At 37.9% G+C, this 21,427-nt stretch carries 27 protein-coding genes and 1 riboswitch; of the genes, 25 read left to right on the top strand and 2 right to left on the bottom strand.

The features are described 5' to 3' along the window. Window positions 1-89: 89 nt before the first annotated feature. The 18 genes from rpiB to fabZ all read left to right on the top strand — a co-directional run bounded on the left by rpiB (window position 90) and on the right by fabZ (window position 13,617). Window positions 90-536, top strand: a complete 447-nt coding sequence (gene rpiB / locus OCL94_RS10250) for a ribose 5-phosphate isomerase B (RefSeq protein ID WP_317618558.1) — start codon at window positions 90-92, stop codon at window positions 534-536. Next, window positions 529-1,050 (top strand): TIGR01440 family protein, encoded by a 522-nt coding sequence (locus OCL94_RS10245; RefSeq protein ID WP_262996822.1) that lies wholly within the window; start codon window positions 529-531, stop codon window positions 1,048-1,050. The genes rpiB and OCL94_RS10245 overlap by 8 nt, the downstream gene beginning before the upstream one ends. 23 nt (window positions 1,051-1,073) lie before the next feature. Next, window positions 1,074-2,309: a serine hydroxymethyltransferase gene (locus tag OCL94_RS10240; RefSeq protein ID WP_262996821.1), complete on the top strand. Its 1,236-nt coding sequence runs from the start codon at window positions 1,074-1,076 to the stop codon at window positions 2,307-2,309. A 23-nt stretch (window positions 2,310-2,332) separates the two neighbouring features. After that, window positions 2,333-2,962 carry a uracil phosphoribosyltransferase gene (gene upp, locus OCL94_RS10235; RefSeq protein WP_262996820.1) on the top strand — a complete coding sequence of 210 codons (630 nt, stop codon included), beginning with the start codon at window positions 2,333-2,335 and terminating at the stop codon, window positions 2,960-2,962. An 18-nt stretch (window positions 2,963-2,980) separates the two neighbouring features. Beyond that, window positions 2,981-4,126, top strand: a complete 1,146-nt coding sequence (wecB, locus tag OCL94_RS10230) for a non-hydrolyzing UDP-N-acetylglucosamine 2-epimerase (protein WP_262996819.1) — start codon at window positions 2,981-2,983, stop codon at window positions 4,124-4,126. Window positions 4,127-4,405: 279 nt separating this feature from the next. After that, entirely contained in the window at window positions 4,406-4,660 is a 255-nt protein-coding gene (locus tag OCL94_RS10225; protein WP_317618557.1) for a hypothetical protein, read from the top strand. Window positions 4,661-4,683: 23 nt separating this feature from the next. Further along, a complete protein-coding gene (gene atpB / locus OCL94_RS10220) occupies window positions 4,684-5,409 on the top strand; it encodes a F0F1 ATP synthase subunit A (RefSeq protein WP_262996817.1) in 726 nt (241 codons plus the stop codon). 49 nt (window positions 5,410-5,458) lie between these two features. Next, a complete protein-coding gene (gene atpE / locus OCL94_RS10215; protein ID WP_041636195.1) occupies window positions 5,459-5,671 on the top strand; it encodes a F0F1 ATP synthase subunit C in 213 nt (70 codons plus the stop codon). 66 nt (window positions 5,672-5,737) lie between these two features. Next, window positions 5,738-6,277 (top strand): F0F1 ATP synthase subunit B, encoded by a 540-nt coding sequence (locus tag OCL94_RS10210; RefSeq protein ID WP_262996816.1) that lies wholly within the window; start codon window positions 5,738-5,740, stop codon window positions 6,275-6,277. Then, on the top strand, window positions 6,277-6,810 hold the full coding sequence (atpH, locus tag OCL94_RS10205; RefSeq protein WP_262996815.1) for an ATP synthase F1 subunit delta: 534 nt from the start codon (window positions 6,277-6,279) through the stop codon (window positions 6,808-6,810). Before OCL94_RS10210 ends, atpH begins: the two co-directional genes overlap by 1 nt. A gap of 23 nt (window positions 6,811-6,833) precedes the next feature. After that, on the top strand, window positions 6,834-8,345 hold the full coding sequence (gene atpA / locus OCL94_RS10200; protein ID WP_262996814.1) for a F0F1 ATP synthase subunit alpha: 1,512 nt from the start codon (window positions 6,834-6,836) through the stop codon (window positions 8,343-8,345). Window positions 8,346-8,380: 35 nt separating this feature from the next. Beyond that, window positions 8,381-9,247: an ATP synthase F1 subunit gamma gene (gene atpG / locus OCL94_RS10195; RefSeq protein ID WP_262996813.1), complete on the top strand. Its 867-nt coding sequence runs from the start codon at window positions 8,381-8,383 to the stop codon at window positions 9,245-9,247. Window positions 9,248-9,265: 18 nt separating this feature from the next. Next, on the top strand, window positions 9,266-10,681 hold the full coding sequence (atpD, locus tag OCL94_RS10190; protein WP_262996812.1) for a F0F1 ATP synthase subunit beta: 1,416 nt from the start codon (window positions 9,266-9,268) through the stop codon (window positions 10,679-10,681). Between the two features lie 19 nt (window positions 10,682-10,700). Beyond that, window positions 10,701-11,111 (top strand): F0F1 ATP synthase subunit epsilon, encoded by a 411-nt coding sequence (locus tag OCL94_RS10185; RefSeq protein WP_262996811.1) that lies wholly within the window; start codon window positions 10,701-10,703, stop codon window positions 11,109-11,111. A gap of 174 nt (window positions 11,112-11,285) precedes the next feature. Beyond that, window positions 11,286-11,507: a DUF1146 domain-containing protein gene (locus OCL94_RS10180; protein ID WP_262996810.1), complete on the top strand. Its 222-nt coding sequence runs from the start codon at window positions 11,286-11,288 to the stop codon at window positions 11,505-11,507. Window positions 11,508-11,638: 131 nt separating this feature from the next. After that, entirely contained in the window at window positions 11,639-12,922 is a 1,284-nt protein-coding gene (gene murA / locus OCL94_RS10175) for a UDP-N-acetylglucosamine 1-carboxyvinyltransferase (RefSeq protein WP_262996809.1), read from the top strand. Window positions 12,923-12,955: 33 nt separating this feature from the next. Then, a complete protein-coding gene (locus tag OCL94_RS10170; protein ID WP_262996808.1) occupies window positions 12,956-13,180 on the top strand; it encodes a DNA-directed RNA polymerase subunit beta in 225 nt (74 codons plus the stop codon). Beyond that, window positions 13,180-13,617 carry a 3-hydroxyacyl-ACP dehydratase FabZ gene (fabZ, locus tag OCL94_RS10165; protein ID WP_262996807.1) on the top strand — a complete coding sequence of 146 codons (438 nt, stop codon included), beginning with the start codon at window positions 13,180-13,182 and terminating at the stop codon, window positions 13,615-13,617. Before OCL94_RS10170 ends, fabZ begins: the two co-directional genes overlap by 1 nt. Before the next feature lie 195 nt (window positions 13,618-13,812). Here the strand turns inward: fabZ and OCL94_RS10160 are convergent, their stop codons facing one another. After that, window positions 13,813-14,250 (bottom strand): YwpF-like family protein, encoded by a 438-nt coding sequence (locus OCL94_RS10160; RefSeq protein WP_262996806.1) that lies wholly within the window; start codon window positions 14,248-14,250, stop codon window positions 13,813-13,815. Between the two features lie 206 nt (window positions 14,251-14,456). Here OCL94_RS10160 and OCL94_RS10155 point away from each other — a divergent pair, with 206 nt between their 5' ends. The 7 genes from OCL94_RS10155 to yidC all read left to right on the top strand — a co-directional run bounded on the left by OCL94_RS10155 (window position 14,457) and on the right by yidC (window position 20,441). Next, entirely contained in the window at window positions 14,457-15,239 is a 783-nt protein-coding gene (locus OCL94_RS10155; protein WP_262996805.1) for a single-stranded DNA-binding protein, read from the top strand. Window positions 15,240-15,467: 228 nt separating this feature from the next. Beyond that, window positions 15,468-16,313, top strand: a complete 846-nt coding sequence (locus OCL94_RS13235; RefSeq protein WP_317618556.1) for a LysM peptidoglycan-binding domain-containing protein — start codon at window positions 15,468-15,470, stop codon at window positions 16,311-16,313. A 114-nt stretch (window positions 16,314-16,427) separates the two neighbouring features. Next, window positions 16,428-16,525: riboswitch (TPP riboswitch) on the top strand. Between the two features lie 87 nt (window positions 16,526-16,612). Continuing rightward, window positions 16,613-17,287: a thiaminase II gene (gene tenA / locus OCL94_RS10140; RefSeq protein ID WP_262996804.1), complete on the top strand. Its 675-nt coding sequence runs from the start codon at window positions 16,613-16,615 to the stop codon at window positions 17,285-17,287. Then, window positions 17,226-18,092, top strand: a complete 867-nt coding sequence (gene thiD / locus OCL94_RS10135) for a bifunctional hydroxymethylpyrimidine kinase/phosphomethylpyrimidine kinase (protein WP_262996803.1) — start codon at window positions 17,226-17,228, stop codon at window positions 18,090-18,092. Before tenA ends, thiD begins: the two co-directional genes overlap by 62 nt. After that, the gene (gene thiM, locus OCL94_RS10130) at window positions 18,077-18,856 is read left to right on the top strand and encodes a hydroxyethylthiazole kinase (RefSeq protein WP_262996802.1); all 780 of its coding nucleotides are present in this window, start codon (window positions 18,077-18,079) and stop codon (window positions 18,854-18,856) included. The genes thiD and thiM overlap by 16 nt, the downstream gene beginning before the upstream one ends. Window positions 18,857-18,859: 3 nt before the next feature. Beyond that, the gene (gene thiE, locus OCL94_RS10125; RefSeq protein WP_262996801.1) at window positions 18,860-19,501 is read left to right on the top strand and encodes a thiamine phosphate synthase; all 642 of its coding nucleotides are present in this window, start codon (window positions 18,860-18,862) and stop codon (window positions 19,499-19,501) included. Between the two features lie 79 nt (window positions 19,502-19,580). Next, window positions 19,581-20,441 (top strand): membrane protein insertase YidC, encoded by an 861-nt coding sequence (gene yidC / locus OCL94_RS10120; protein ID WP_262996800.1) that lies wholly within the window; start codon window positions 19,581-19,583, stop codon window positions 20,439-20,441. A 79-nt stretch (window positions 20,442-20,520) separates the two neighbouring features. Here the strand turns inward: yidC and OCL94_RS10115 are convergent, their stop codons facing one another. Beyond that, a complete protein-coding gene (locus OCL94_RS10115; RefSeq protein ID WP_262996799.1) occupies window positions 20,521-21,150 on the bottom strand; it encodes an HD domain-containing protein in 630 nt (209 codons plus the stop codon). Window positions 21,151-21,427 lie beyond the last annotated feature (277 nt).

Raw genomic sequence — 21,427 nt, 5'->3', positions numbered from 1 at the left:
TTAAAAAAACGCGTACAAATCCCAGAAATATTTTGTCTCACTTTTCAAATAAGATATAATAAAAGAGTATGTACAAGAGGAGGGGTATTGTGAAGATTGCTATTGCAAGTGACCATGGTGGTTTTGAATACAAAGCGAAAATTATTGAGTATTTAACGGCAGAAGGTATTGAATTCAAAGATTTTGGACCAGTATCAACTGCGTCTGTTGATTATCCTGATTATGCAGGACCAGTCGCACAATCAGTCGCTGCAGGTGAGTTTGACCGTGGTATATTAATTTGTGGTACTGGTATTGGTATGAGTATTGCAGCGAATAAAGTACCTGGCATCCGTTGCGCGTTAGTGCATGATGCGTTTACAGCGCAAGTAACACGTGAACATAACAATTCAAATGTTCTTGCCATGGGGCAACGTGTCATAGGCGAAGGGTTGATGTTACTTATCGTTAAGACATGGTTAAATGCCGAATTTGAAGGTGGGCGTCATCAAACACGTGTCGATAAGATTGCCCAACTGGAGTCTTGCAATGGATAACATCAATCAATTGTTAGATGAACTTGTCGCAATTGATTTCTTTAAACCGAACACGTTATGTGTGATTGGTTGTTCAACGTCAGAAGTGATTGGTGAACGTATCGGTACGCATAGTTCTGATGAAGTCGCGCACACGTTCTTTGAAGCATTCAAACGCATACATAAACAAATAGGTGTGGATTTCTGCTTTCAAGGGTGCGAGCACATTAATCGCGCAATTACGATGGAGAAAAGCGTACAAGAACGATACGGATTTGAAGTTGTAAGTGTTGTGCCTGTAAAAGGGGCAGGTGGCAGCATGAGCAGCGTTGCTTATCAGAACTTTGACAATCCAGTTGTCGTCGAGCATGTTACATGTGATTGTGGCATAGATATCGGTCAAACGCTAATCGGAATGCATATTAAACATGTGCAAATTCCAGTACGTGTTGCAACGAAAAAGGTAGGCGAAGCAACGGTAACGATTGCAACGCACCGACCAAAGCTAATCGGTGGTCCTAGAAGTCATTATTAATTGATAATCAAGGGGGCAATATAATGAACGAAATCAAATCACAAGATAGCATGCTATTCGAAGCGATGCGTAAAGAATTAGAGCGACAAAACAATAATATTGAATTGATCGCATCAGAAAACTTTGTATCTCAAGCTGTGATGGAGGCTCAAGGTTCTGTTTTAACGAATAAATATGCAGAAGGATACCCGCATAAACGTTATTACGGTGGTTGTGAATTTGTTGATATTGTTGAAGATTTAGCGAGAGACCGTGCGAAAGCATTGTTTGGTGCAGAGCACGTCAATGTCCAGCCTCATTCTGGCTCACAAGCGAATATGGCAGTATACCGCGTGGCGCTTCAGCCGGGGGATACCGTTTTAGGTATGGATTTAAGTCACGGTGGACATTTAACACATGGTTCACACGTTAACTTCAGTGGTATTGATTATAACTTTGTCGCATACGAAGTGGATAAGGAAACAGAGAAGATTGATTATGACAATGTGCGTAAGCTGGCGCATGAATATCAACCAAAACTGATTGTAGCAGGCGCTTCAGCCTACTCGCGTGAGATTGATTTTAAACAGTTCAAAGCAATTGCTGATGAGATTGGTGCTTTATTGATGGTAGATATGGCGCATATCGCTGGGCTTGTCGCTACAGGATTACATGAGAATCCAGTACCATATGCGGACTTCGTAACGACTACAACACATAAGACATTACGTGGACCTAGAGGTGGCATGATCTTATGTAAATCGGATTATGCGAAAGCTATTGATAAAGCGATATTCCCAGGAATACAAGGTGGTCCGTTAATGCATGTTATTGCAGCGAAAGCCGTTGCGTTTGGCGAAGCGTTACAACCAGAGTTTAAAGAGTATCAGGTGCAAGTGATTAAGAATGCACAGGCGCTAGCCGATACATTATCAGAACGTGGTCTGCGTATCGTAAGTGGTGGAACAGATAATCATCTGTTCAGTGTAGATGTTACGCCGATGAACTTAACCGGGAAAGTAGCTGAGCATGCACTTGATACAGTAGGTATTACAACAAATAAAAATACAATTCCGTTTGATACAGCGAGTCCTTTCGTGACGAGTGGTATCCGTATTGGAACGCCTGCAGTAACGACACGCGGGTTAAAAGAATCAGAAATGCAATACATCGGCAATATTATTGCAGATGTATTAAGTCATCATGATGATGAAGCCGTATTACGAGAAGCGAGAGAAAAAGTGAAATCTATCACTGATAAATTTCCTTTATATAAATAAATTATAGTTTGGAGAGGTATATTATGGCGAAAGTCCATGTTTTTGATCACCCATTAATTCAACACAAATTAAGTTACATTCGAGATGAGAAGACAGGTACGAAAGAATTCCGTGAACTTGTGGATGAAGTCGGTATGTTAATGGCTTATGAAGTAACGCGAGATTTAGAATTAGATGATGTTATCGTTAAGACACCTGTTACTGAAATGACAGCGAAACGATTATCTGGGAAGAAGATTGCTGTAGTACCGATTTTACGTGCGGGATTAGGTATGACAGACGGCGTATTAAAAATGATTCCAGCAGCACGTGTTGGTCATATCGGTTTATACCGTGACCCGGAAACATTACAACCGGTTGAATATTTTGCAAAGTTACCACAAGACATTGAAGAGCGTGACTTTATCGTTGTAGATCCTATGCTTGCAACGGGGGGAAGTGCCATCGAAGCAATCAATTCATTAAAGAAGCGTGGCGCTGTAAAAATTCGTTTCATGTGCTTAATTGCTGCACCTGAAGGCGTTAAGTTATTACAGGAAGCACATCCAGATGTTGATATTTATATTGCAGCTTTAGATGAAAAGCTTAATGATCATGGCTACATCGTACCTGGCTTAGGTGATGCTGGCGATAGATTATTTGGTACAAAATAAAGGGATTAGGAGATTATCATGAAAAAAATTATGACGATTTTTGGTACAAGACCGGAAGCAATTAAAATGGCACCGCTTGTACTGGCTTTAAAAGAAGATCCAGAATTAGAACCGATCGTAGTTGTAACAGCACAGCATAGAGAGATGTTAGATCAAGTATTAACAATTTTCAATATTACACCGGATTATGATTTAAACATTATGAAAGCAGGACAAACGTTATCTGAAGTAACAAGTCGTGTTGTAATGGGATTAGAAGCAGTCATTAAAGAAGCGAAACCGGATATGATTTTAATTCATGGTGATACGACGACAACGTTTGCTGGCAGTTTAGCAGCATTCTATAATGAAGTCGCAATTGGACACGTTGAAGCGGGACTACGTACATTCCAGAAGTACTCTCCATTCCCGGAAGAAATGAACCGTCAAATGACAGGTGTGTTAGCTGACTTACATTTCGCTCCGACAGATGAAGCAGCACAGAACTTACTAAATGAGAATAAACCAGCGGATAAAATTGTTGTGACAGGTAACACTGCAATTGACGCATTGAAGACGACAGTGAAGTCAGATTACACTTCTGAAATATTAAATAACGCTGAAGGGCGTAAAGTAATTTTATTGACAGCGCATCGTCGTGAGAATATTGGTCAGCCAATGCACAATATTTTCAGTGCAATTCGTCGCATCGTTGATGAATTTGAAGATGTCGAAGTTGTTTACCCAATGCACAAAAATCCTAAAGTACGAGAAATTGCAGCACAACATTTATCAAACCATGATCGCGTGCAATTAATTGAGCCGTTAGATGTGATTGATTTCCATAACTTTGCATCACGCAGTCACTTTATATTAACGGATTCTGGTGGTGTTCAGGAAGAAGCGCCTTCTTTAGGAAAGCCTGTATTAGTATTGCGTGATACAACTGAACGTCCAGAAGGTGTGAAAGCCGGTACATTAAAGTTAGCAGGTATCGAAGAAGAAGCGATTTATCAATTGACTAAGACGCTTTTAACAGATCAGGCAACATACGAAAGTATGTCACAAGCAAGCAATCCATATGGTGATGGTGAAACATCTAAGCGAATTTGTGGCCACATTAAACATTATTTTGGCTTGACAGCTGAAAAGCCGGCGCCATTTAAAGTGGAGACTGCGAAATAATAATTTAATTTAAATAATTTGAATTAAACATAATTATATGGCATTTTTGTGAACATTTCGTGAAGTTTATGTTTCTAAAGTTTTCACATAGCATTGACACGTAATTTTCACTATATTATCATAAATGGGGAATGAAACGGTTTTCATTCATGTGAAAACTATTTCTAAGGAGTTTCTGCAATGTCAGAATTTCATTTTTTTTTCAGGCGTTATTTGCAATATTTCATATATCTAATTCTAATTTTCGTCATAATCGGCGTGTTCACAAAGAGCAGTTTCGTGTTAGGATTAGTTATCGGTACGATTGCGTCTGCAATTAGTACTTTTGTATGGTATCACTATTTATCGCGTGCGGTGAACAGTGAAGGGCTATACGTTTCAAGTGGTATGGGGATTCGCTTTTTAATAGCGGTCATGGCATGCCTCTTCTGGGTGAGATATCCTGATATATTTGATTTATTAGGCATCGCACTTGGTTTAATGTTGACCTATGTAATGATTATCGTTCATGGTGTAAACAGTTTGAAAAAATAATACATATAGGAAGAGGTGAAGAAATGGGACACGAATCACCCCTCTATACATTGAAAATCGCAGGACATGATATTATTTTCAATCTGTCTTCAATGTTGATGATTACTGTAACGGCGGTTATCGTATTTCTCATTGCGATATTATTTACGCGCAATTTAAGCGTTCGTCCACATGGTAAACAAAACTTCATTGAATGGGTTTTCGATTTTACTAGAGGCATTATTAACAGTAACATGGCTTGGAACAAAGGTGGGCGTTTTCATTTCCTGGCAGTAACATTGTTATTATTCATTTTTGTTGCGAATATGCTAGGATTACCATTTGCAATCGTAAGTGGTCACACTTTATGGTGGAAATCACCGACTGCTGATCCGACAGTCACATTAACACTTTCTACGCTGATGGTGCTATTAACGCATTTCTATGGTATCAAAATGCGTGATGCAGGTAACTACTTCAAGAGCTTTGCACAACCCGTTTGGTTTATGGTGCCGTTTAAGATTATTGAAGAGTTCTCTTCTACTTTAACGCTAGGTCTGCGTCTTTACGGTAACATCTTTGCAGGTGAAGTATTACTTGGTTTACTTGCAGGACTTTTAACAGCATTTGGTGCACTTGGTGCAATCGGTGGATTTATTCCATTAGTGATCTGGCAAGGTTTCTCAATTTTTGTAGGGTCAATTCAAGCCTACATTTTCGTAATGTTATCAATGGTTTATATGTCACATAAAGTGTCAGATGACCATTAATATAAAAAATTAAAAAAAACTATCATATTTCTTTAGGAGGAAATTATTAATGAATTTATTAGCAGCAGCAATCGCAATCGGTTTAGCAGCATTAGGAGCAGGTATTGGTAACGGTTTAATCGTATCTCGTACAGTTGAAGGTGTAGCACGTCAACCAGAAGCACGTGGTCCATTAATGACTATCATGTTCATCGGTGTAGGTTTAGTTGAGGCCCTTCCTATCATCGCGGTAGTAGTAGCATTCATGGTAATGAACCGTTAATTTTAAATATAACTCGTTAAGGCGAAGTCACTATGATTTCGCCATTCATTTATGAACATAACTGCGATGAAAGGAGCGTTAATCTTGAATTTCTTAATTTTAGGCGAAACTGCAAACGCCGTTCATGGCGTTGAATGGGGTACAGCACTATTTACTCTTTTCGCATTCATAGTATTATTAGCTTTACTTAGTAAATTCGCTTGGGGTCCATTAAAGAGTATTATGGATGAACGTCAACAAGGCATTAATGCTGACCTTGACAATGCCCGCAAGCAGAACGAAGAAGCAAAGCGTTACGCAGATGAAAATAAAGCATTACTTGCAAAAACACAAAATGAAGTATCTATCATAATGGAAGACGCTAAAGCGCAAGCTAAAGCGCAACAAGAACAAATTATTCACGAAGCAAATACGCGTGCAAACAAAATCGTTAGCGATGCACAAGTTGAAATTGAAAATGAAAAACAACGTGCCATTGCAGACATCAACGATCGCGTTGCTGAATTATCTGTATTAATTGCACAAAAAGTAATCAATAAAGAAATCAATGAGCAAGATCAAAAGCAACTTGTTCAACAATTTATTCAAGAGGCAGGCGATAAATAATGGCCAATGTCTTAAATAAATATGCAGAGAGTTTATTAGAAGTAGCGAAAACACAAGGTGTTGCACATAGTGTGTATGCGGACTTGTTAGAAATTAAGCAAGCTTTATCAAATGATACAGCGTTTGCTGCATTTGCAGAAAACCCAAAAGTATCAAATGAATCGCGTAAAGCATTCGTTGCAGAAACGTTTAAAGGTGTAGATAAACCGCTTATGAACTTACTTTACATCTTAGCGGATCGTAAACAATTAGGATTCATTCCTGGTATTGTTGATGCATTTGTTGAATATTATAACATCGACAACGAACAAGCAAAGATGAAAGTAGAATCAGTTTATCCATTATCTTCTGAAGAATTAGATACACTTGGTAAAGTGTTCATCGAAAAAACAGGATATAAAAAGTTATTAATTGAAAATGTAATCAATGCATCATTAATCGGCGGTATTCGCGCTACGATCGGAACGACAGTTTACGATGGTTCAGTAAGTAATGAATTAAATCAATTAAGCAAGTCGTTTCAAAAACAATAATTTCTTAATAAGGAGTGACATCAATGGCCATCAAAGCTGAAGAAATCAGTGCGTTACTAAAATCACAGATTGCAAACTATGAGTCTGGTATGACAGTAACGGATGTAGGTACTGTAATCCAAGTCGGTGACGGTATCGCATTAGTACATGGCTTAAACAACGTTATGGCAGGGGAACTTGTTGAGTTTCATAACGGTGTATTAGGTCTAGCACAAAATTTAGAAGAAAATAACGTAGGTGTCGTAATCTTAGGCCCTTACTTAGATATTAAAGAAGGCGACGAAGTTAAACGTACGGGTCGTATCATGGAAGTTCCAGTTGGTGAAGAATTAATTGGACGTGTTGTTAACCCATTAGGGCAACCAATTGATGGACGTGGACCGCTTAACACAACGAAAACGCGTCCTATCGAATCACCAGCGACTGGTGTTATGGATCGTAAATCAGTTGATGAGCCATTACAAACAGGTATCAAAGCAATTGATGCATTAGTACCTATCGGACGTGGACAACGTGAGTTAATCATCGGTGACCGTCAAACAGGTAAAACAACTGTAGCAATTGATACAATCTTAAACCAAAAAGATGAAGACATGATTTGTGTATACGTAGCAATCGGACAAAAAGAATCAACTGTACGTACTGCAGTAGAAACTTTACGTCAACATGGTGCGTTAGATTACACAATCGTTGTATCAGCGTCTGCATCTCAACCTGCTCCATTATTATACATCGCACCATACGCGGGTGTAGCAATGGCAGAAGAATTCATGTTCAATGGTAAACACGTATTAATCGTATATGATGATTTAACGAAACAAGCAGCAGCATACCGTGAGTTATCATTATTATTACGTCGTCCGCCAGGTCGTGAAGCTTATCCTGGGGATGTATTCTACTTACACAGTCGTTTATTAGAACGTGCAGCTAAATTAAATGATGATTTAGGTGGCGGTTCGATTACAGCATTACCATTCGTTGAAACGCAAGCAGGGGATATCTCAGCTTACGTACCAACAAACGTTATCTCTATCACTGACGGACAAATCTTCTTACAATCAGATTTATTCTTCTCTGGTGTACGTCCAGCGATTAACGCAGGACTTTCAGTTTCTCGTGTAGGTGGTTCTGCACAAATTAAAGCGATGAAGAAAGTTGCGGGTACGTTACGTCTTGACTTAGCGTCATACCGTGAATTAGAGTCATTCGCACAATTTGGTTCAGATTTAGATCCACAAACGAAAGCGAAATTAGAGCGTGGTAAACGTACGGTTGAAGTATTAAAACAAGATCAAAACAAACCTTTAACAGTTGATAAACAGGTTACAATTCTTTATGCATTAACAAAAGGTCACTTAGATGATATTCCTGTTGAAGATATTACACGTTTTGAAGACGAGTTATTAGACTGGGTGGGTTCAAATGCACCACACATCTATCAGGAAATCCGTGAAACTAAAGGATTACCAGCTGACGAAACATTTGTTGAAGCATTTACTGCATTCAAGAAAGTCTTCAAAAAATCGGAAGTATAATCTTTAAAGGAAATTAATCAGAAGGTGGTGACAAAATGGCTTCACTTAGAGACATAAAAGGCCGCATTAATTCGACTAAAAAGACAAGTCAAATTACGAAAGCGATGCACATGGTATCGAACTCTAAACTACGTCGTGCTGAAGAGAACGCTAAAGCATTCTATCCGTATATGAATAAAATGCAGGAAGCAGTTACAGCGATTGGTGGTAATAGTTCAGAATCGAACCATCCAATGTTACAAACACGTCCGGTAAAGAAGACGGGTTACTTAGTAATTACTTGTGATAAAGGTCTTGCGGGTCCTTACAATGCAAACATTTTAAAAAGTGTAACAGCGAAAATTAAAGAACGTCATAATAATAATCCTGCTGAATATGGTATTTTAGTCATCGGTCGTGTAGGACGTGATTTCTTACGTTCACGTGGCTATAACGTTGAAGGTGAAATTATCGGCCTTTCTGAACAACCATCATTCAAATCAATTAAAGATATTAGCCAGAAGGCTGTTTCTCGTTTTGAAACAGGTGAATATGATGAACTTTATATGCATTTTAGTCATTTTATTAGTGTCCTTGAACAAGAAGTACAAGAACGCAAAATTTTACCAATTTCTAAAGAAGACGTATCAGGTGAATCTTCATTATCTAACTATGAATTTGAACCTGATCAAGATGCCATTTTAGAAGTTATTCTTCCACAATACGCGGAAAGTTTAATTTATGGTGCCATTTTAGATGGTAAAGCAAGTGAACATGCTTCACGTATGACTGCAATGAAAAATGCAACTGACAACGCAAAAGAATTAATTGATGACTTATCATTACAATATAACCGTGCGAGACAAGCAGCAATCACGCAACAAATTACCGAAATTGTTGGTGGAGCAGCCGCATTAGAATAACACTTAGGAGGAATAAACATGGCAGTAGGTCACGTAATCCAAGTTATGGGTCCTGTTATCGACGTTAAGTTCGAAAACGGTCAATTACCAGCATTAAACAATGCCTTAACTTTAGATATTAAACGTGAAGAAGGCAAAACGACGAAGTTAACGTTAGAAGTTGCCCTTCATTTAGGTGACGATGCTGTACGTACGATCGCTATGAGTTCTACTGATGGCGTTCAACGTGGAGCGGAAGTTACAGATACAGGTTCGTCTATTTCAGTACCTGTTGGTGACGTTACTTTAGGTCGCGTATTTAACGTATTAGGAGAAAAAATTGATTTAGGTGAAGAATTAGATGCATCTGTACGTCGTGATCCAATTCATAGACAAGCACCTAAGTTTGAAGAATTATCAACTAAAGTTGAAATTTTAGAAACAGGTATTAAAGTAGTAGACTTATTAGCACCATACATTAAAGGTGGTAAGATCGGTCTATTCGGTGGTGCCGGTGTAGGTAAAACAGTATTAATTCAAGAATTAATCAACAATATCGCACAAGAGCACGGTGGTATTTCAGTATTTGCCGGTGTTGGTGAAAGAACACGTGAAGGTAATGACTTATTCCACGAAATGAGTGACTCAGGCGTTATTAAGAAAACAGCGATGGTATTCGGACAAATGAACGAGCCACCTGGTGCACGTATGCGTGTAGCATTATCTGGTTTAACAATGGCGGAATACTTCCGTGATGAACAAGGTCAGGACGTACTTTTATTCATCGATAACATCTTCCGTTTCACACAAGCAGGTTCAGAGGTATCAGCGTTATTAGGACGTATGCCATCAGCGGTTGGTTACCAACCAACACTTGCTACTGAGATGGGTCAATTACAAGAGCGTATCACTTCAACGAATGTTGGATCAGTTACATCTATCCAAGCGGTATTCGTACCAGCCGATGACTATACTGACCCTGCGCCAGCGACTGCATTCGCTCACTTAGATGCAACAACAAACTTAGAGCGTAAATTAACTGAGATGGGTATTTACCCAGCCGTTGACCCGTTAGCGTCTACATCACGTGCATTAACGCCAGCAGTAGTTGGAGAAGAGCACTATGAAGTAGCACGTCGCGTTCAGGCAACATTACAAAAGTATCGTGAGTTACAAGATATCATCGCCATCTTAGGTATGGATGAGTTATCTGATGACGATAAAAAGACTGTAAACCGCGCTCGTCGTATTCAGTTCTTCTTATCTCAAAACTTCCACGTTGCTGAACAGTTTACAGGACAAAAAGGTTCTTACGTACCAGTTAAACAAACTGTACAAGACTTTAAAGCAATTTTAGATGGTAAGTATGACCATATTCCTGAAGATGCATTCCGTTTAGTTGGTGGCATCGAAGCAGTATTAGAACAAGCGAAAGCAATGGGTGTTGAAGTATAATATTTAGGAGGATGGAACTATGAAGAAAATCGCATTAGATATCGTCACTCCTAACGGTTCAGTTTACTCAGAGCATGAAGCAGAACTTGTTGTATTACAAACTGAATCAGGTGAAATGGGTGTGATGGCAGGTCATATTCCTACTGTTGCACCACTTAAAATTGGGGCAGTACGTGTTACACGTTCAAACACTGATAAAGACTATGTTGCCGTGACGGAAGGATTTGCTGAAATTCGTCCTGAGAAAATTACGGTATTAGTTCAGGCAGCTGAAAAAGCAGATGCTATTGATATTGAAAGAGCGAAAGCTTCGTTAATGCGTGCAGAAGAGCGATTAAAAGAAGACAAGCTTGAACATGTTGATTTCCATCGTGCAGAACGTGCGTTACACCGTGCACTGAACCGAATAGAAGTTGCTAAATATCGTTAGAGGCTGTTTTCAATGCGTTGAGGACCGAACAAATTGGAAGCAACACTAAGAAATCACTCTTTGATTTCGAAAGTGTTGGTGAAATTTGACGAGGTCCTGCATTGAAAGCGCCGTTTAGGCTATTCAACATAAAGTACACAGTTTAACTGTGTACTTTTTTTATAGAGGTGAAACATGAATATATTTGCATTTACGTATTTATTCTTATATCTTTCAATAACGGCAATCAGCTTTAAAAGCTTACAAGCCCTTCGTCTTGACCAATGGTTTAAAGCAAATCGTACAACAGACATACAGATTTTGCTTATGTTTTTTAGTATGGCATTAAGCTATTTAGTTACAAATTTTATCGTAGATCTTATTAAACAGACCAATTTAATCATGGTACTATTTTAAGTATATATTATTAAAAATTACGAAACGCTTGAAATGAAAATAATATCAGCACTTTTGAAAGTTTTCATTAACTACTTTCATCACGTTTAGTATAGAATAGATGTATAGCTATGTGAAACTTGGAGGTAGAAATGGATACAATTATCGTAAAAGGTGGCGCTAAATTAAACGGCCACGTAAAAGTTGAAGGTGCAAAAAATGCAGTATTACCGATTCTTACAGCATCAATTTTAGCTGGGACGGGTAAAAGTGTATTTACAAACGTACCAAATTTATCTGACGTTGATACAATTTCAGCCGTTTTAGAAGGCTTAAATGCGAAAGTATATAAGAAATTAGATGTAAATACAGTTGAAGTAGATGCAAGTGGCGAATTATTAACACATGCAGCATATGAATATGTAAGTAAGATGAGAGCAAGTGTGTTAGTTTTAGGTCCATTATTAGCACGCTTTGGCAATGCAGAAGTGGCAATGCCAGGTGGATGTGCAATCGGTTCTCGTCCTATTGAACAACATTTAAAAGGTTTACGTGCATTAGGTGTTGAAATTACACAAACAAATGGCTATTTAATCGGTAAAGTTAACGGTCGTTTGAAAGGTGCAAATATTTATTTTGATTTCCCGAGTGTTGGCGCCACACAAAATATTATGATGGCTGCAGCACTGGCAGACGGTAAAACAGTAATTGATAACGTTGCAAGAGAACCTGAAATTGTAGATTTAGCAAATTATTTAAATAAAATGGGCGCTGATGTACAAGGTGCCGGAACAGATCGCATCGTCATTCATGGTGTTACACAGTTAAAGGGTGCATCTCATGAAATTGTGCCAGATAGAATTGTTGCAGGTACATTTTTAGTTGCTGCCGCGATTACACAAGGTGACGTGTATGTTGAAGGTGCAATTTATGAGCATATGCAAGCGTTAATCGCGAAACTTGAAGAAGCTGGCTGCAAAATTGACGTTGATGAAGCAGGTATTCGTTTACGTGTTGAACAACCATTGAAAGAAGTCAATGTGAAGACATTACCACATCCAGGTTTCCCGACAGATATGCAGGCACAGATGATGGCGTTAATGTTAGTATTGCCGAAAGAAAGCACAATGCATGAAACTGTCTTTGAGAATCGCTTTATGCACGTTGCTGAATTTAATAAGATGAATGCGCGTATTACGGTTGATAAACGTATTGCACGCGTAACAGAAAGTAAATTACAAGGTGCAGATGTAAAGGCAACTGATTTACGTTCGGCGGCTGCACTTGTTTTAGCGGGTCTTGTCGCTGAAGGTTATACGAAAGTAACAGAACTTTATCATTTAGATCGCGGTTATGTTGAATTCCATCAGAAATTGCGTAGTTTAGGTGCGGAAATCGAACGTACAGGTGATCGTAAAGCAACAGTACAAGCGTAAACGTAATTCATTCTAGCCGAAGAGGTGATAGATATGAAGCAATTGAAGTTTGAAGAGAAAGTAAGCGTCATTAATGGGACTGAAGTAATACATAGACGTATTCCTATATTATTTACAGTTTGTGTCGTATTTATATTAATGCTACTTCTCTTTGTCGTTGGTATGATGATAGGCTACGGCATATTACATTCGCCGTTAGATATATTCAAGCCATCAACATGGACACATTTATTTAAATTTACTGGGAGTGGAGTTTGATGGACACATTATTAACGTTTGATGAAATTAAGAAGATTATTCCGCATCGTTATCCATTTTTATTAATTGATCGTATTGTGGAACTTGAAGACGGTAAAAAATGTACGGGGCTTAAACAAGTGAGTGGTAACGAACCATTCTTCCAGGGCCATTTTCCGGAATATGCTGTCATGCCAGGCGTATTAATTGTTGAAGCTTTAGCACAAGTCGGTGCAGTTGCGATGCTTAAACTTGAAGAGAATCAAGGGAAGCTTGCGATGTTTACCGGGATTGATAAATGTAGATTTAAGAAACAAGTCACACCTGGGGATACTTTATTACTGGAAGTCGAAATGACACGTGTAAAAGGTCCGATTGGAAAAGGTATTGCAAAAGCAACAGTGAATGGTGAAATCGCATGTAGCTGTGAAATTAGCTTTGCAATTTTAGAGAAATAATCTATTTATTTTTAGGAATACTAATCGATGAAGATTAGTATTCTTTTTTTGTTCTATTTTTTCCGATTCACTTGTCCAATAACAATGGATTATTGGACATGTGAGTTCGAAAAAATATAAAAATAAGTGCAACATGTCCAAAAAATATCATTTAATGGACATGTCACACTTATAGAGACTACAATATTGATCAAACTATTCCTCATCTAACTCATCTTTTAACTTCGGTTTAGATTTCATCATACGATTAAACGCAATAATGAGTTCCTGGCCGCTTAACCCATCTGTGACAAGCTGCTCCAGTAATTTTTCAGCATATACTTGTCTTAACGTGTATATATGACATTCAAGCAACACAGAAATTTTATCTTGTAATAGGATAATTTTTTTAATCGTTGATTCAAAAAGGGCGGGATCATTTGAAGCACGTGTGATGACGACACGCGTGTCTAAAATCGTTTCATGCGCCAGATAATACTCCATTTTTTCGATATGGATATTATCAATTACAATTTCCAGTAACCAACCTGTACCACTATTTTCTTTATTGATAATTACACCATCATGTAGTGCATATTCTGTGACCGATTCATTCTCGACAATCTGAAATCTAACAGCTTTGAACGTTTTCATGTATATCCCTCCATTATCTATTATAAAATACGCCTCTTTTTTTTCAAAATATTAAATAAGCAAAATTTTTATTAAATTCATGCGAAAATTGCTGTGATTTGTTCAAGAATTCAATTTTTAACATCGATTTGCTGCCAAAATTGAATTGCTGCATTTATGCAACAATTTATTTTTATTATATAGTCCTATTGAAAGGAGGTGACACATTGATAAACAAAGTCATTTTAGCAGGCCGCATTGCTAATGATATCGATTTGAAAGTACTATCAGAAAAACTACAAATCGCTTCATTTGTTCTTGCAGTAGATCGCGGAAAGAAAAAAGGTGCTAAAGAAAGTACCGTCGACTTTCTAAGATGTAAAGCGTTTAACCGCACTGCGACGAATGTGCATTCATTTTGTAAAAAGGGCTCATTAATTTGTATTACTGGCCAAGTGCACAACAACCGTTACGAAAAAAACGGAGAGATGAAGTATTCAGTGGAAATCATTACTGAGAGCATCAAGTTTCTGCCACAATTAAGTTCAGGTAACCGCGAAAAGACGCCGGATGAAACGTGGGATGAACTTTCATTTGATGAAAAGTGTCTTGTGATTAACGACTATCGAGCACGTTTAAAATCTAAAGAACAAAATGAAAATGAACAAGTTGCAGAAAATGTAGTTGAACAGTCACGTACGCTCGAAACAAATGCTCAGCCACAGCCACAATCACAAACAGAATCTCATAATTCAGTTCACTATACGCAACGCTGGTCAACAGAATTAAATAAGGATGAAGAAAACATTCCGAAAGAAGTGAAAGAACAGGCTGAAGAAATTGTACAGGAATTCAGTGGCGGGTCATCTTCTCAAAAGATCTCAGTGCCAACGGATTCGGAACAAGAAACAAGTGAAGCAGCAGAAGATTCAGAAATAAATGATGCAAGTACAGAAGAAACATCAGAACAAACTGATCATGACATAATGGATAAAAGTTTACCGTTTTAACGATAATAGCATTTCATTACTCACACACCTCACAACGATTACACCTCCCAGTAGCCGTTCATCACTCGTGCCGGAGTGATGAACGGTTATTTTGTATTAAATTGAGATACGTCTGTAATATATTTGTAATTTTACGGAGGCACTTATCACACCACTGTAACCATAGAAATGTTGAATCGTGATAAAGTATTATTACTGACAAAGAGATAATCGGAGGAAATATATATAATGAAAAAATTAGCAGCAATTACTACAATTGCAATATTAGCAACAGGCATCGTTTCTACACAAGCAAACGCAAAAGTACATACAGTTGATAAAGGTGAATCTTTATGGGTAATTGCTGATAAATATGATACGACTATTGAAAAGATTAAAAAAATCAATAAATTAGAATCTAATTTAATCGTTCCTAATCAAAAATTAGAAGTATTAGTGAATGGGAAATATGAAGTGAAAGCTGGCGACGATTTAACGAAAATCGCTAAGAAATTTGGTGTCCGTGTATCAGCATTAAAGCAATGGAATCATATTAAATCATCACATGATTTAAAAGCAGGACAATTATTGATCATTGAAAGTCCAGTGAAAAAGAAAAATGTTAAAGTGGCGCCTGTGACTACTCCAGTAGCTCAAGCTGTTCAGACATCAGCACCGAAAGCTGCGACAGTACCACAACAAGCGGTACCACAGCAATCAGCACATGCAGCACAAACACAATCAGCGCCTAAAGCTGTACAACAAACGCAAGCTGTACAAACTCAAGCAGCATCTCAACCCGTACAACAATCAGCACCTGTACAACAACCAGCAACACAACAAACAGCAGCACAAACAGGTGGTAATTCATCTGTTGACGCGCATTTACGTATGATTATGCAACGTGAATCGGGGGGTAACCCAGCAGCTGTAAATCCAGCAGGATATTACGGATTATTCCAGTTCTCACCTCAAACATGGGCAGCAGTTGGTGGAACAGGTAATCCGGCACAAGCTTCAGCAGAAGAACAATGGAAACGCGCACGTATCTTATATACACAATATGGTGCACAACATTGGTCAACAGCATATTAATGATTTAAGCAGAATATAATGTTCTGCTTTTTTCTGTCTTGTTGAAGAAGGAATGTTTATTGCATCGTCTTGATTTCACATTTTATTTACGCTACACTAAAATTAATTACATATTCACACTACTAGAGGTGCCTTGTGGCTGAGATGACTTTGTCAAACTCTTCTGACCTGATCTAGATAATGCTAGCGTAGGAAAGTAGTTAAGACCAGTTTAATTCGTTTCTATTTAATATTGGTATTTAGCCTATTTCCGAGCAGGAAGTAGGCTTTTTTAATAATCATTTTTAGGAGGTAAAGCAATGTTTACAGCGCAACTTAAGCAGCAAGTAGAACCCATTATTGAATCAATTTATCAGGATGGATTTATTCAAGGAATGATTAATGGTGATTTAAGCAAAGAAGCGGTCGTTCATTATTTAAAGGCGGATTATCTGTATTTAAACGAATTCGCGAAAATTTACAGCTTACTCATTCCGAAACTTAACGATGAAGAAGGTATAAAATTTTTACTTGAGCAAATTGATTTTGTGATGAATGGCGAAGTTAAAGCACATTATACGTTAGCCAATTACGTTCAACGTGATTATAAAGAAATTATTCAAGGTGGAGAATGGTATCCAGCAAGTGACCATTACATTAAACATATGTACTTTAATGCGTATCGCTTTAGTGACGCAGCGTTCACGATTTGTGCGATGGCCCCTTGTCCGTATGTGTATCAGCAATTAGCTTTAAAAATGAAAGAACGTCATGATTTCACAGACAATCCGTTTAAAGACTGGGTTGATTTCTATGCGGTAGAAATGAAACCATTAATGGATCATTTAGATGGTTGGGTTGATATATTTGCAGCGACAGCAAGCGAAGCAGAACGCAAAGTGTTATCGAATAACTTCAAAGAAAGTTGTATTCATGAGAAACGTTTCTTTGATATGGCGTATACGCAACAAACATGGGAAAGCGTGGTGGATTAAGTTGAAGACAGCTTTATCGATTGCCGGTACAGATCCAACAGGTGGTGCCGGAACAACTGTAGATTTGAAAGTATTTCAATCACGTGGTGTGTATGGGATGAGTGTTGTAACAAGTATCGTTGCACAAAATACGTTAGGCGTACAACAAGTGTTCAATCAACCAGCCGATGTGATTGCAGCACAACTTGAAAGCGTGTATAGCGATATCGTACCTGATGCGGTGAAGACAGGGATGCTTGCAACGAGTGAAGTAATGGATGTCGTGCGTCCATATATCGTTCAACATGATATTCCGTATGTTATAGATCCGGTCATGGTCGCTAAAAGTGGGGACGCATTGCTTGATGAGAACGGTAAAAGTGCGGTTCGTACGAAATTGTTAGACGTTGCAACAGTCGTTACACCGAATATCCCTGAACTTGAAGAAATCGTTCAAATGAAAGTAGAAACGATGGATGATATTAAACGTGCAGGTAAAATATTTATTAATGAAATTGGCTCTAAGAGTGTGTTAATTAAAGGGGGTCATTTAAAAGGTGATGCCACAGATTATTTATTTACGCGAGACGAATTTGTTGTGTTAAAAGGTGAGCGTTATGACACGAAACATACACATGGTACGGGTTGTACGTATTCTGCTGTCATTACTTCAGAGCTAGCGAAAGGTAAATCGATTGTTGACGCCGTTAATCTTGCTAAACAATATATGGATTTAGCCATTAAATACACACCAGAACTCGGGAATGGTCAAGGGCCCGTTAATCACTTTAAATACCAGGAGGTCAATCCATGCTTACACAATTAAGACAAGATAATCCGTTAATTATTTGTATTACGAATGACGTCGTTAAGAACTTTACAGCGAATGGCTTACTTGCATTAGGTGCAAGTCCGGCGATGGCGACTGAACAACGAGAAATGGATGAATTTTTAGCGCATGCAGGTGCGCTGCTCATTAATATTGGTTCGATTGAAGTAGGTGATGTTGATAATATGCTGGCTGCTGCACAGTATGCGAATCAACACCGTGTACCTGTCGTACTAGATCCTGTGGCATGCGGTGCATCTAAATTTCGTAAAGATTTCTGCTTAAAGTTATTACACGAACATGAAATTGCAGTCATCCGTGGTAATGCTTCTGAACTACAAGCGCTCGTTGGAGAAGCGAGTATGAAAGGGACAGATGCAGATACAAGTTTATCTACTGAAGCGGTAGCGCAAGCAGCATATGAACAATTTAAGTGTGCGATTGTCGTGACAGGTGCGATTGACGCCATTTGTGTAGATGGAAAAGTAAACTTATTAGAGAACGGTACGCCTTTACTTACGAAAGTAACTGGAGGAGGATGTTTATTAGGAGCAGTCGTTGCAAGTTTCATATATAATGAAACTAAACCTACGTTAGAAGTATTAACCGAAGCAGTCACGACATATACAGTTGCGTCAGAGCTAGCTGAGAAGTCTCCTAACGGTACTTTGCCGGGACATTTTGCTGTGCATTTAATCGATCAGTTATATTTAATACAGGAAAGTGATGTGGCAAAGAATAGACTTGTGAAAGAAGTGTAGCGAATGTTTGATAGGAAATTATTACGTGTTTATTTTATCGCGGGTAGCCAGGACACGACAGATGGCGATTTAAAGCGAGTATTACAAGAGGCGCTTGAAGCAGGGATTACAATGTTCCAGTTTAGAGAGAAGGGAGCACGCGCACTGACAGGTGAAGCGAAAGAAGCGTTAGCACGTGAACTGTTTGCATTATGTAAAGCGAGCAATGTGCCATTTATCGTAAACGATGACGTTGCGCTTGCAAAGAAGATCGATGCGGATGGTATTCATTTAGGACAAGATGATGAGAAGATTGAACATATTATTGAAGATTTTAATGATAAGATTATTGGCTTATCTGTGAGTAATTTCGCGGAATATGATCAATCTGATTTAACACATGTCGATTATATTGGTGTTGGTCCGGTATATGAAACAAGTAGTAAAAGTGATGCGAAGAAACCCGGTGGTATTGAGTTGATTCGTAAAATGCGTTTGTACGATGAAGAGATTCCGATTGTAGCGATTGGTGGGATTACAAGCACGAATTGTGAAATGATTATTGATGCGGGCGCAGATGGTATTTCTACGATTTCATCTATTACACAAAGCGATAATATACAACAAGTTGTGACAGATTACTTAAAATATTATACAGATAAATAAAAAAGAACGGTTTTAGTTTATGATTATCACTTTTTGTGATAAAATAACCTCTATGTGAATAATAATATGAGGTGAAAGAATGAATAAAAAGGCAATATGGCCGTTAGTGATAGCAATCGCACTATTTTTAGCGGGCTGTGATTATTCGAAAGAATCAAATCGTACTGGATTTTTCTATGATACATTTGTACATCCGTTAGATCAGTTAATCCACTGGTTAGGGTCACACATGGGACACAATTACGGACTTGCAATTATTGCGATTACTTTAATCGTACGTTTAGCGTTATTCCCATTTATGATGCGTACATATAAGAATCAATATGTAATGAAAGAGAAAATGGCGTTAATTAAACCACAAATGACTGAGATTCAAGAGCGTGTGAAACGTGCACGTACACAAGAAGAGAAGATGGCTGCCAATCAGGAAATGATGACGCTATACAAAGAGAATGGTATTAATCCGTTGAATATGGGCTGTTTGCCGTTATTAATTCAATTACCGATCGTTACAGGGTTATTCTATGTATTGAAATATCCTACTGAAGGTGGGATTACAAAGTATCCTGATTTCTTATGGTTTGAATTGACGAAGACGGATATTGCGATGACGATTATTGCGGGTCTTGTGTATGCATTACAAGCATATGTGTCTATGCAGAACATTCCTGATGAACAGAAAGCACAAATGCGTATGATGATGTTCATTTCACCGATTATGATCGTTTGGATGTCTTCAATTTCACCTGCAGCATTACCTTTATATTGGGCTGTTGGTGGTACGTTCTTAGTAATGCAAACGTGGTTAGGTAATAAGTTCTATAAGAAGAAAGTACATGAAGAAATTGCACCATTAGTTGAAGCGCATGAGAAGAATCAGGCTGAAGCTAAAGGTAAGAATGTACAAGTTGTATCAAGTAAGAAGAAGAAACGTAAATAAATATAAAATTTAAAAGCCGGATGAAAGATAATAAATCATTGATTTATATCATTCATCCGGCTTTTATTGTTTTAGCGGATTATCCCCATTCCGCCATAAACTGCGCAATAAAGGCTTTCATATAAATATTACGCTGCTGTGCCATTGCACGACCAGTTTCCGTATTCATCAAATCGATCAGTTTAAATAACTTCTCATAGAAATGATTAATCGCCGTGCTCGGCGTTCGATAATCGCTTAAATCTGTACGTACTGGTATGTTCGGGTCATACATCGCTTCACCAAATTTTCCAGCAAACATAAATGTACGCGCAATACCAATGGCACCTAATGCATCTAAACGATCTGCATCCTGAACGACTTTACCTTCCAGCGACTTCAGTTTTCCGGCATTCTTTCCACCATTAAAGCTCATATATTGCAATATATGATTAATCGCATCCTGCTGAGCAACAGGCAATTGTATCGTCAAATAGAAATCATTCAAACGCGACCACGCCATTTCTTTATCGAACAATTTCTCATCTACAGTGTCATGCAGTAACGCTGCCATTTCTACGATAAATAAATCTGCTTGTTCCTGCGCACCAATCTCAAGCGCCATCTTCCTTACACGTTCAATATGCGCGAAATCATGCCCGCTAAATTCTTTTTTATGTATTTCTTTCACAAACTTTTCCGTGGTTTGTATGACTTTTTTATAATCCATGTGAAAAAAACTCCTTAATTATGTTTACATTTAAGTGATAATTGGTATAATAATATTACCAATTATCTGAAAATTCTTATTTTTAACAAAGGGGATGACTATAATGAACAACACATACTATTTTGAATTAACAAAACAACAAAAGAAATTAGGTTATACTTATTTATTAGTCCACAGTGTATTTTTCTTAAATTTAGCAGCAGACTTTTTATTTTTATAGATTTTTATTGTTATAAATTAATTTTTATAGATATTATTTTTTAGGGAGGTAACGATT

The organism is Macrococcus capreoli (assembly GCF_025628935.1).
Classification (GTDB): domain Bacteria; phylum Bacillota; class Bacilli; order Staphylococcales; family Staphylococcaceae; genus Macrococcoides; species Macrococcoides capreoli.
This window is presented reverse-complemented; position numbering and strand designations above follow the sequence as displayed.

Coding starts and splice junctions, on each gene's coding strand:
- OCL94_RS10240 (WP_262996821.1), top strand. CDS start 1,074: ATGAACGAAATCAAATCACAAGATAGCATGCTATTCGAAGCGATGCGT.
- upp (WP_262996820.1), top strand. CDS start 2,333: ATGGCGAAAGTCCATGTTTTTGATCACCCATTAATTCAACACAAATTA.
- atpD (WP_262996812.1), top strand. CDS start 9,266: ATGGCAGTAGGTCACGTAATCCAAGTTATGGGTCCTGTTATCGACGTT.
- atpH (WP_262996815.1), top strand. CDS start 6,277: ATGGCCAATGTCTTAAATAAATATGCAGAGAGTTTATTAGAAGTAGCG.
- OCL94_RS10210 (WP_262996816.1), top strand. CDS start 5,738: ATGAAAGGAGCGTTAATCTTGAATTTCTTAATTTTAGGCGAAACTGCA.
- tenA (WP_262996804.1), top strand. CDS start 16,613: ATGTTTACAGCGCAACTTAAGCAGCAAGTAGAACCCATTATTGAATCA.
- murA (WP_262996809.1), top strand. CDS start 11,639: ATGGATACAATTATCGTAAAAGGTGGCGCTAAATTAAACGGCCACGTA.
- OCL94_RS10185 (WP_262996811.1), top strand. CDS start 10,701: ATGAAGAAAATCGCATTAGATATCGTCACTCCTAACGGTTCAGTTTAC.
- wecB (WP_262996819.1), top strand. CDS start 2,981: ATGAAAAAAATTATGACGATTTTTGGTACAAGACCGGAAGCAATTAAA.
- thiE (WP_262996801.1), top strand. CDS start 18,860: ATGTTTGATAGGAAATTATTACGTGTTTATTTTATCGCGGGTAGCCAG.
- OCL94_RS10115 (WP_262996799.1), bottom strand. CDS start 21,150: ATGGATTATAAAAAAGTCATACAAACCACGGAAAAGTTTGTGAAAGAA.
- thiM (WP_262996802.1), top strand. CDS start 18,077: ATGCTTACACAATTAAGACAAGATAATCCGTTAATTATTTGTATTACG.
- OCL94_RS10245 (WP_262996822.1), top strand. CDS start 529: ATGGATAACATCAATCAATTGTTAGATGAACTTGTCGCAATTGATTTC.
- yidC (WP_262996800.1), top strand. CDS start 19,581: ATGAATAAAAAGGCAATATGGCCGTTAGTGATAGCAATCGCACTATTT.
- thiD (WP_262996803.1), top strand. CDS start 17,226: ATGAGAAACGTTTCTTTGATATGGCGTATACGCAACAAACATGGGAAA.
- fabZ (WP_262996807.1), top strand. CDS start 13,180: ATGGACACATTATTAACGTTTGATGAAATTAAGAAGATTATTCCGCAT.
- atpB (WP_262996817.1), top strand. CDS start 4,684: ATGGGACACGAATCACCCCTCTATACATTGAAAATCGCAGGACATGAT.
- OCL94_RS10170 (WP_262996808.1), top strand. CDS start 12,956: ATGAAGCAATTGAAGTTTGAAGAGAAAGTAAGCGTCATTAATGGGACT.
- atpA (WP_262996814.1), top strand. CDS start 6,834: ATGGCCATCAAAGCTGAAGAAATCAGTGCGTTACTAAAATCACAGATT.
- OCL94_RS13235 (WP_317618556.1), top strand. CDS start 15,468: ATGAAAAAATTAGCAGCAATTACTACAATTGCAATATTAGCAACAGGC.
- OCL94_RS10160 (WP_262996806.1), bottom strand. CDS start 14,250: ATGAAAACGTTCAAAGCTGTTAGATTTCAGATTGTCGAGAATGAATCG.
- atpE (WP_041636195.1), top strand. CDS start 5,459: ATGAATTTATTAGCAGCAGCAATCGCAATCGGTTTAGCAGCATTAGGA.
- OCL94_RS10180 (WP_262996810.1), top strand. CDS start 11,286: ATGAATATATTTGCATTTACGTATTTATTCTTATATCTTTCAATAACG.
- atpG (WP_262996813.1), top strand. CDS start 8,381: ATGGCTTCACTTAGAGACATAAAAGGCCGCATTAATTCGACTAAAAAG.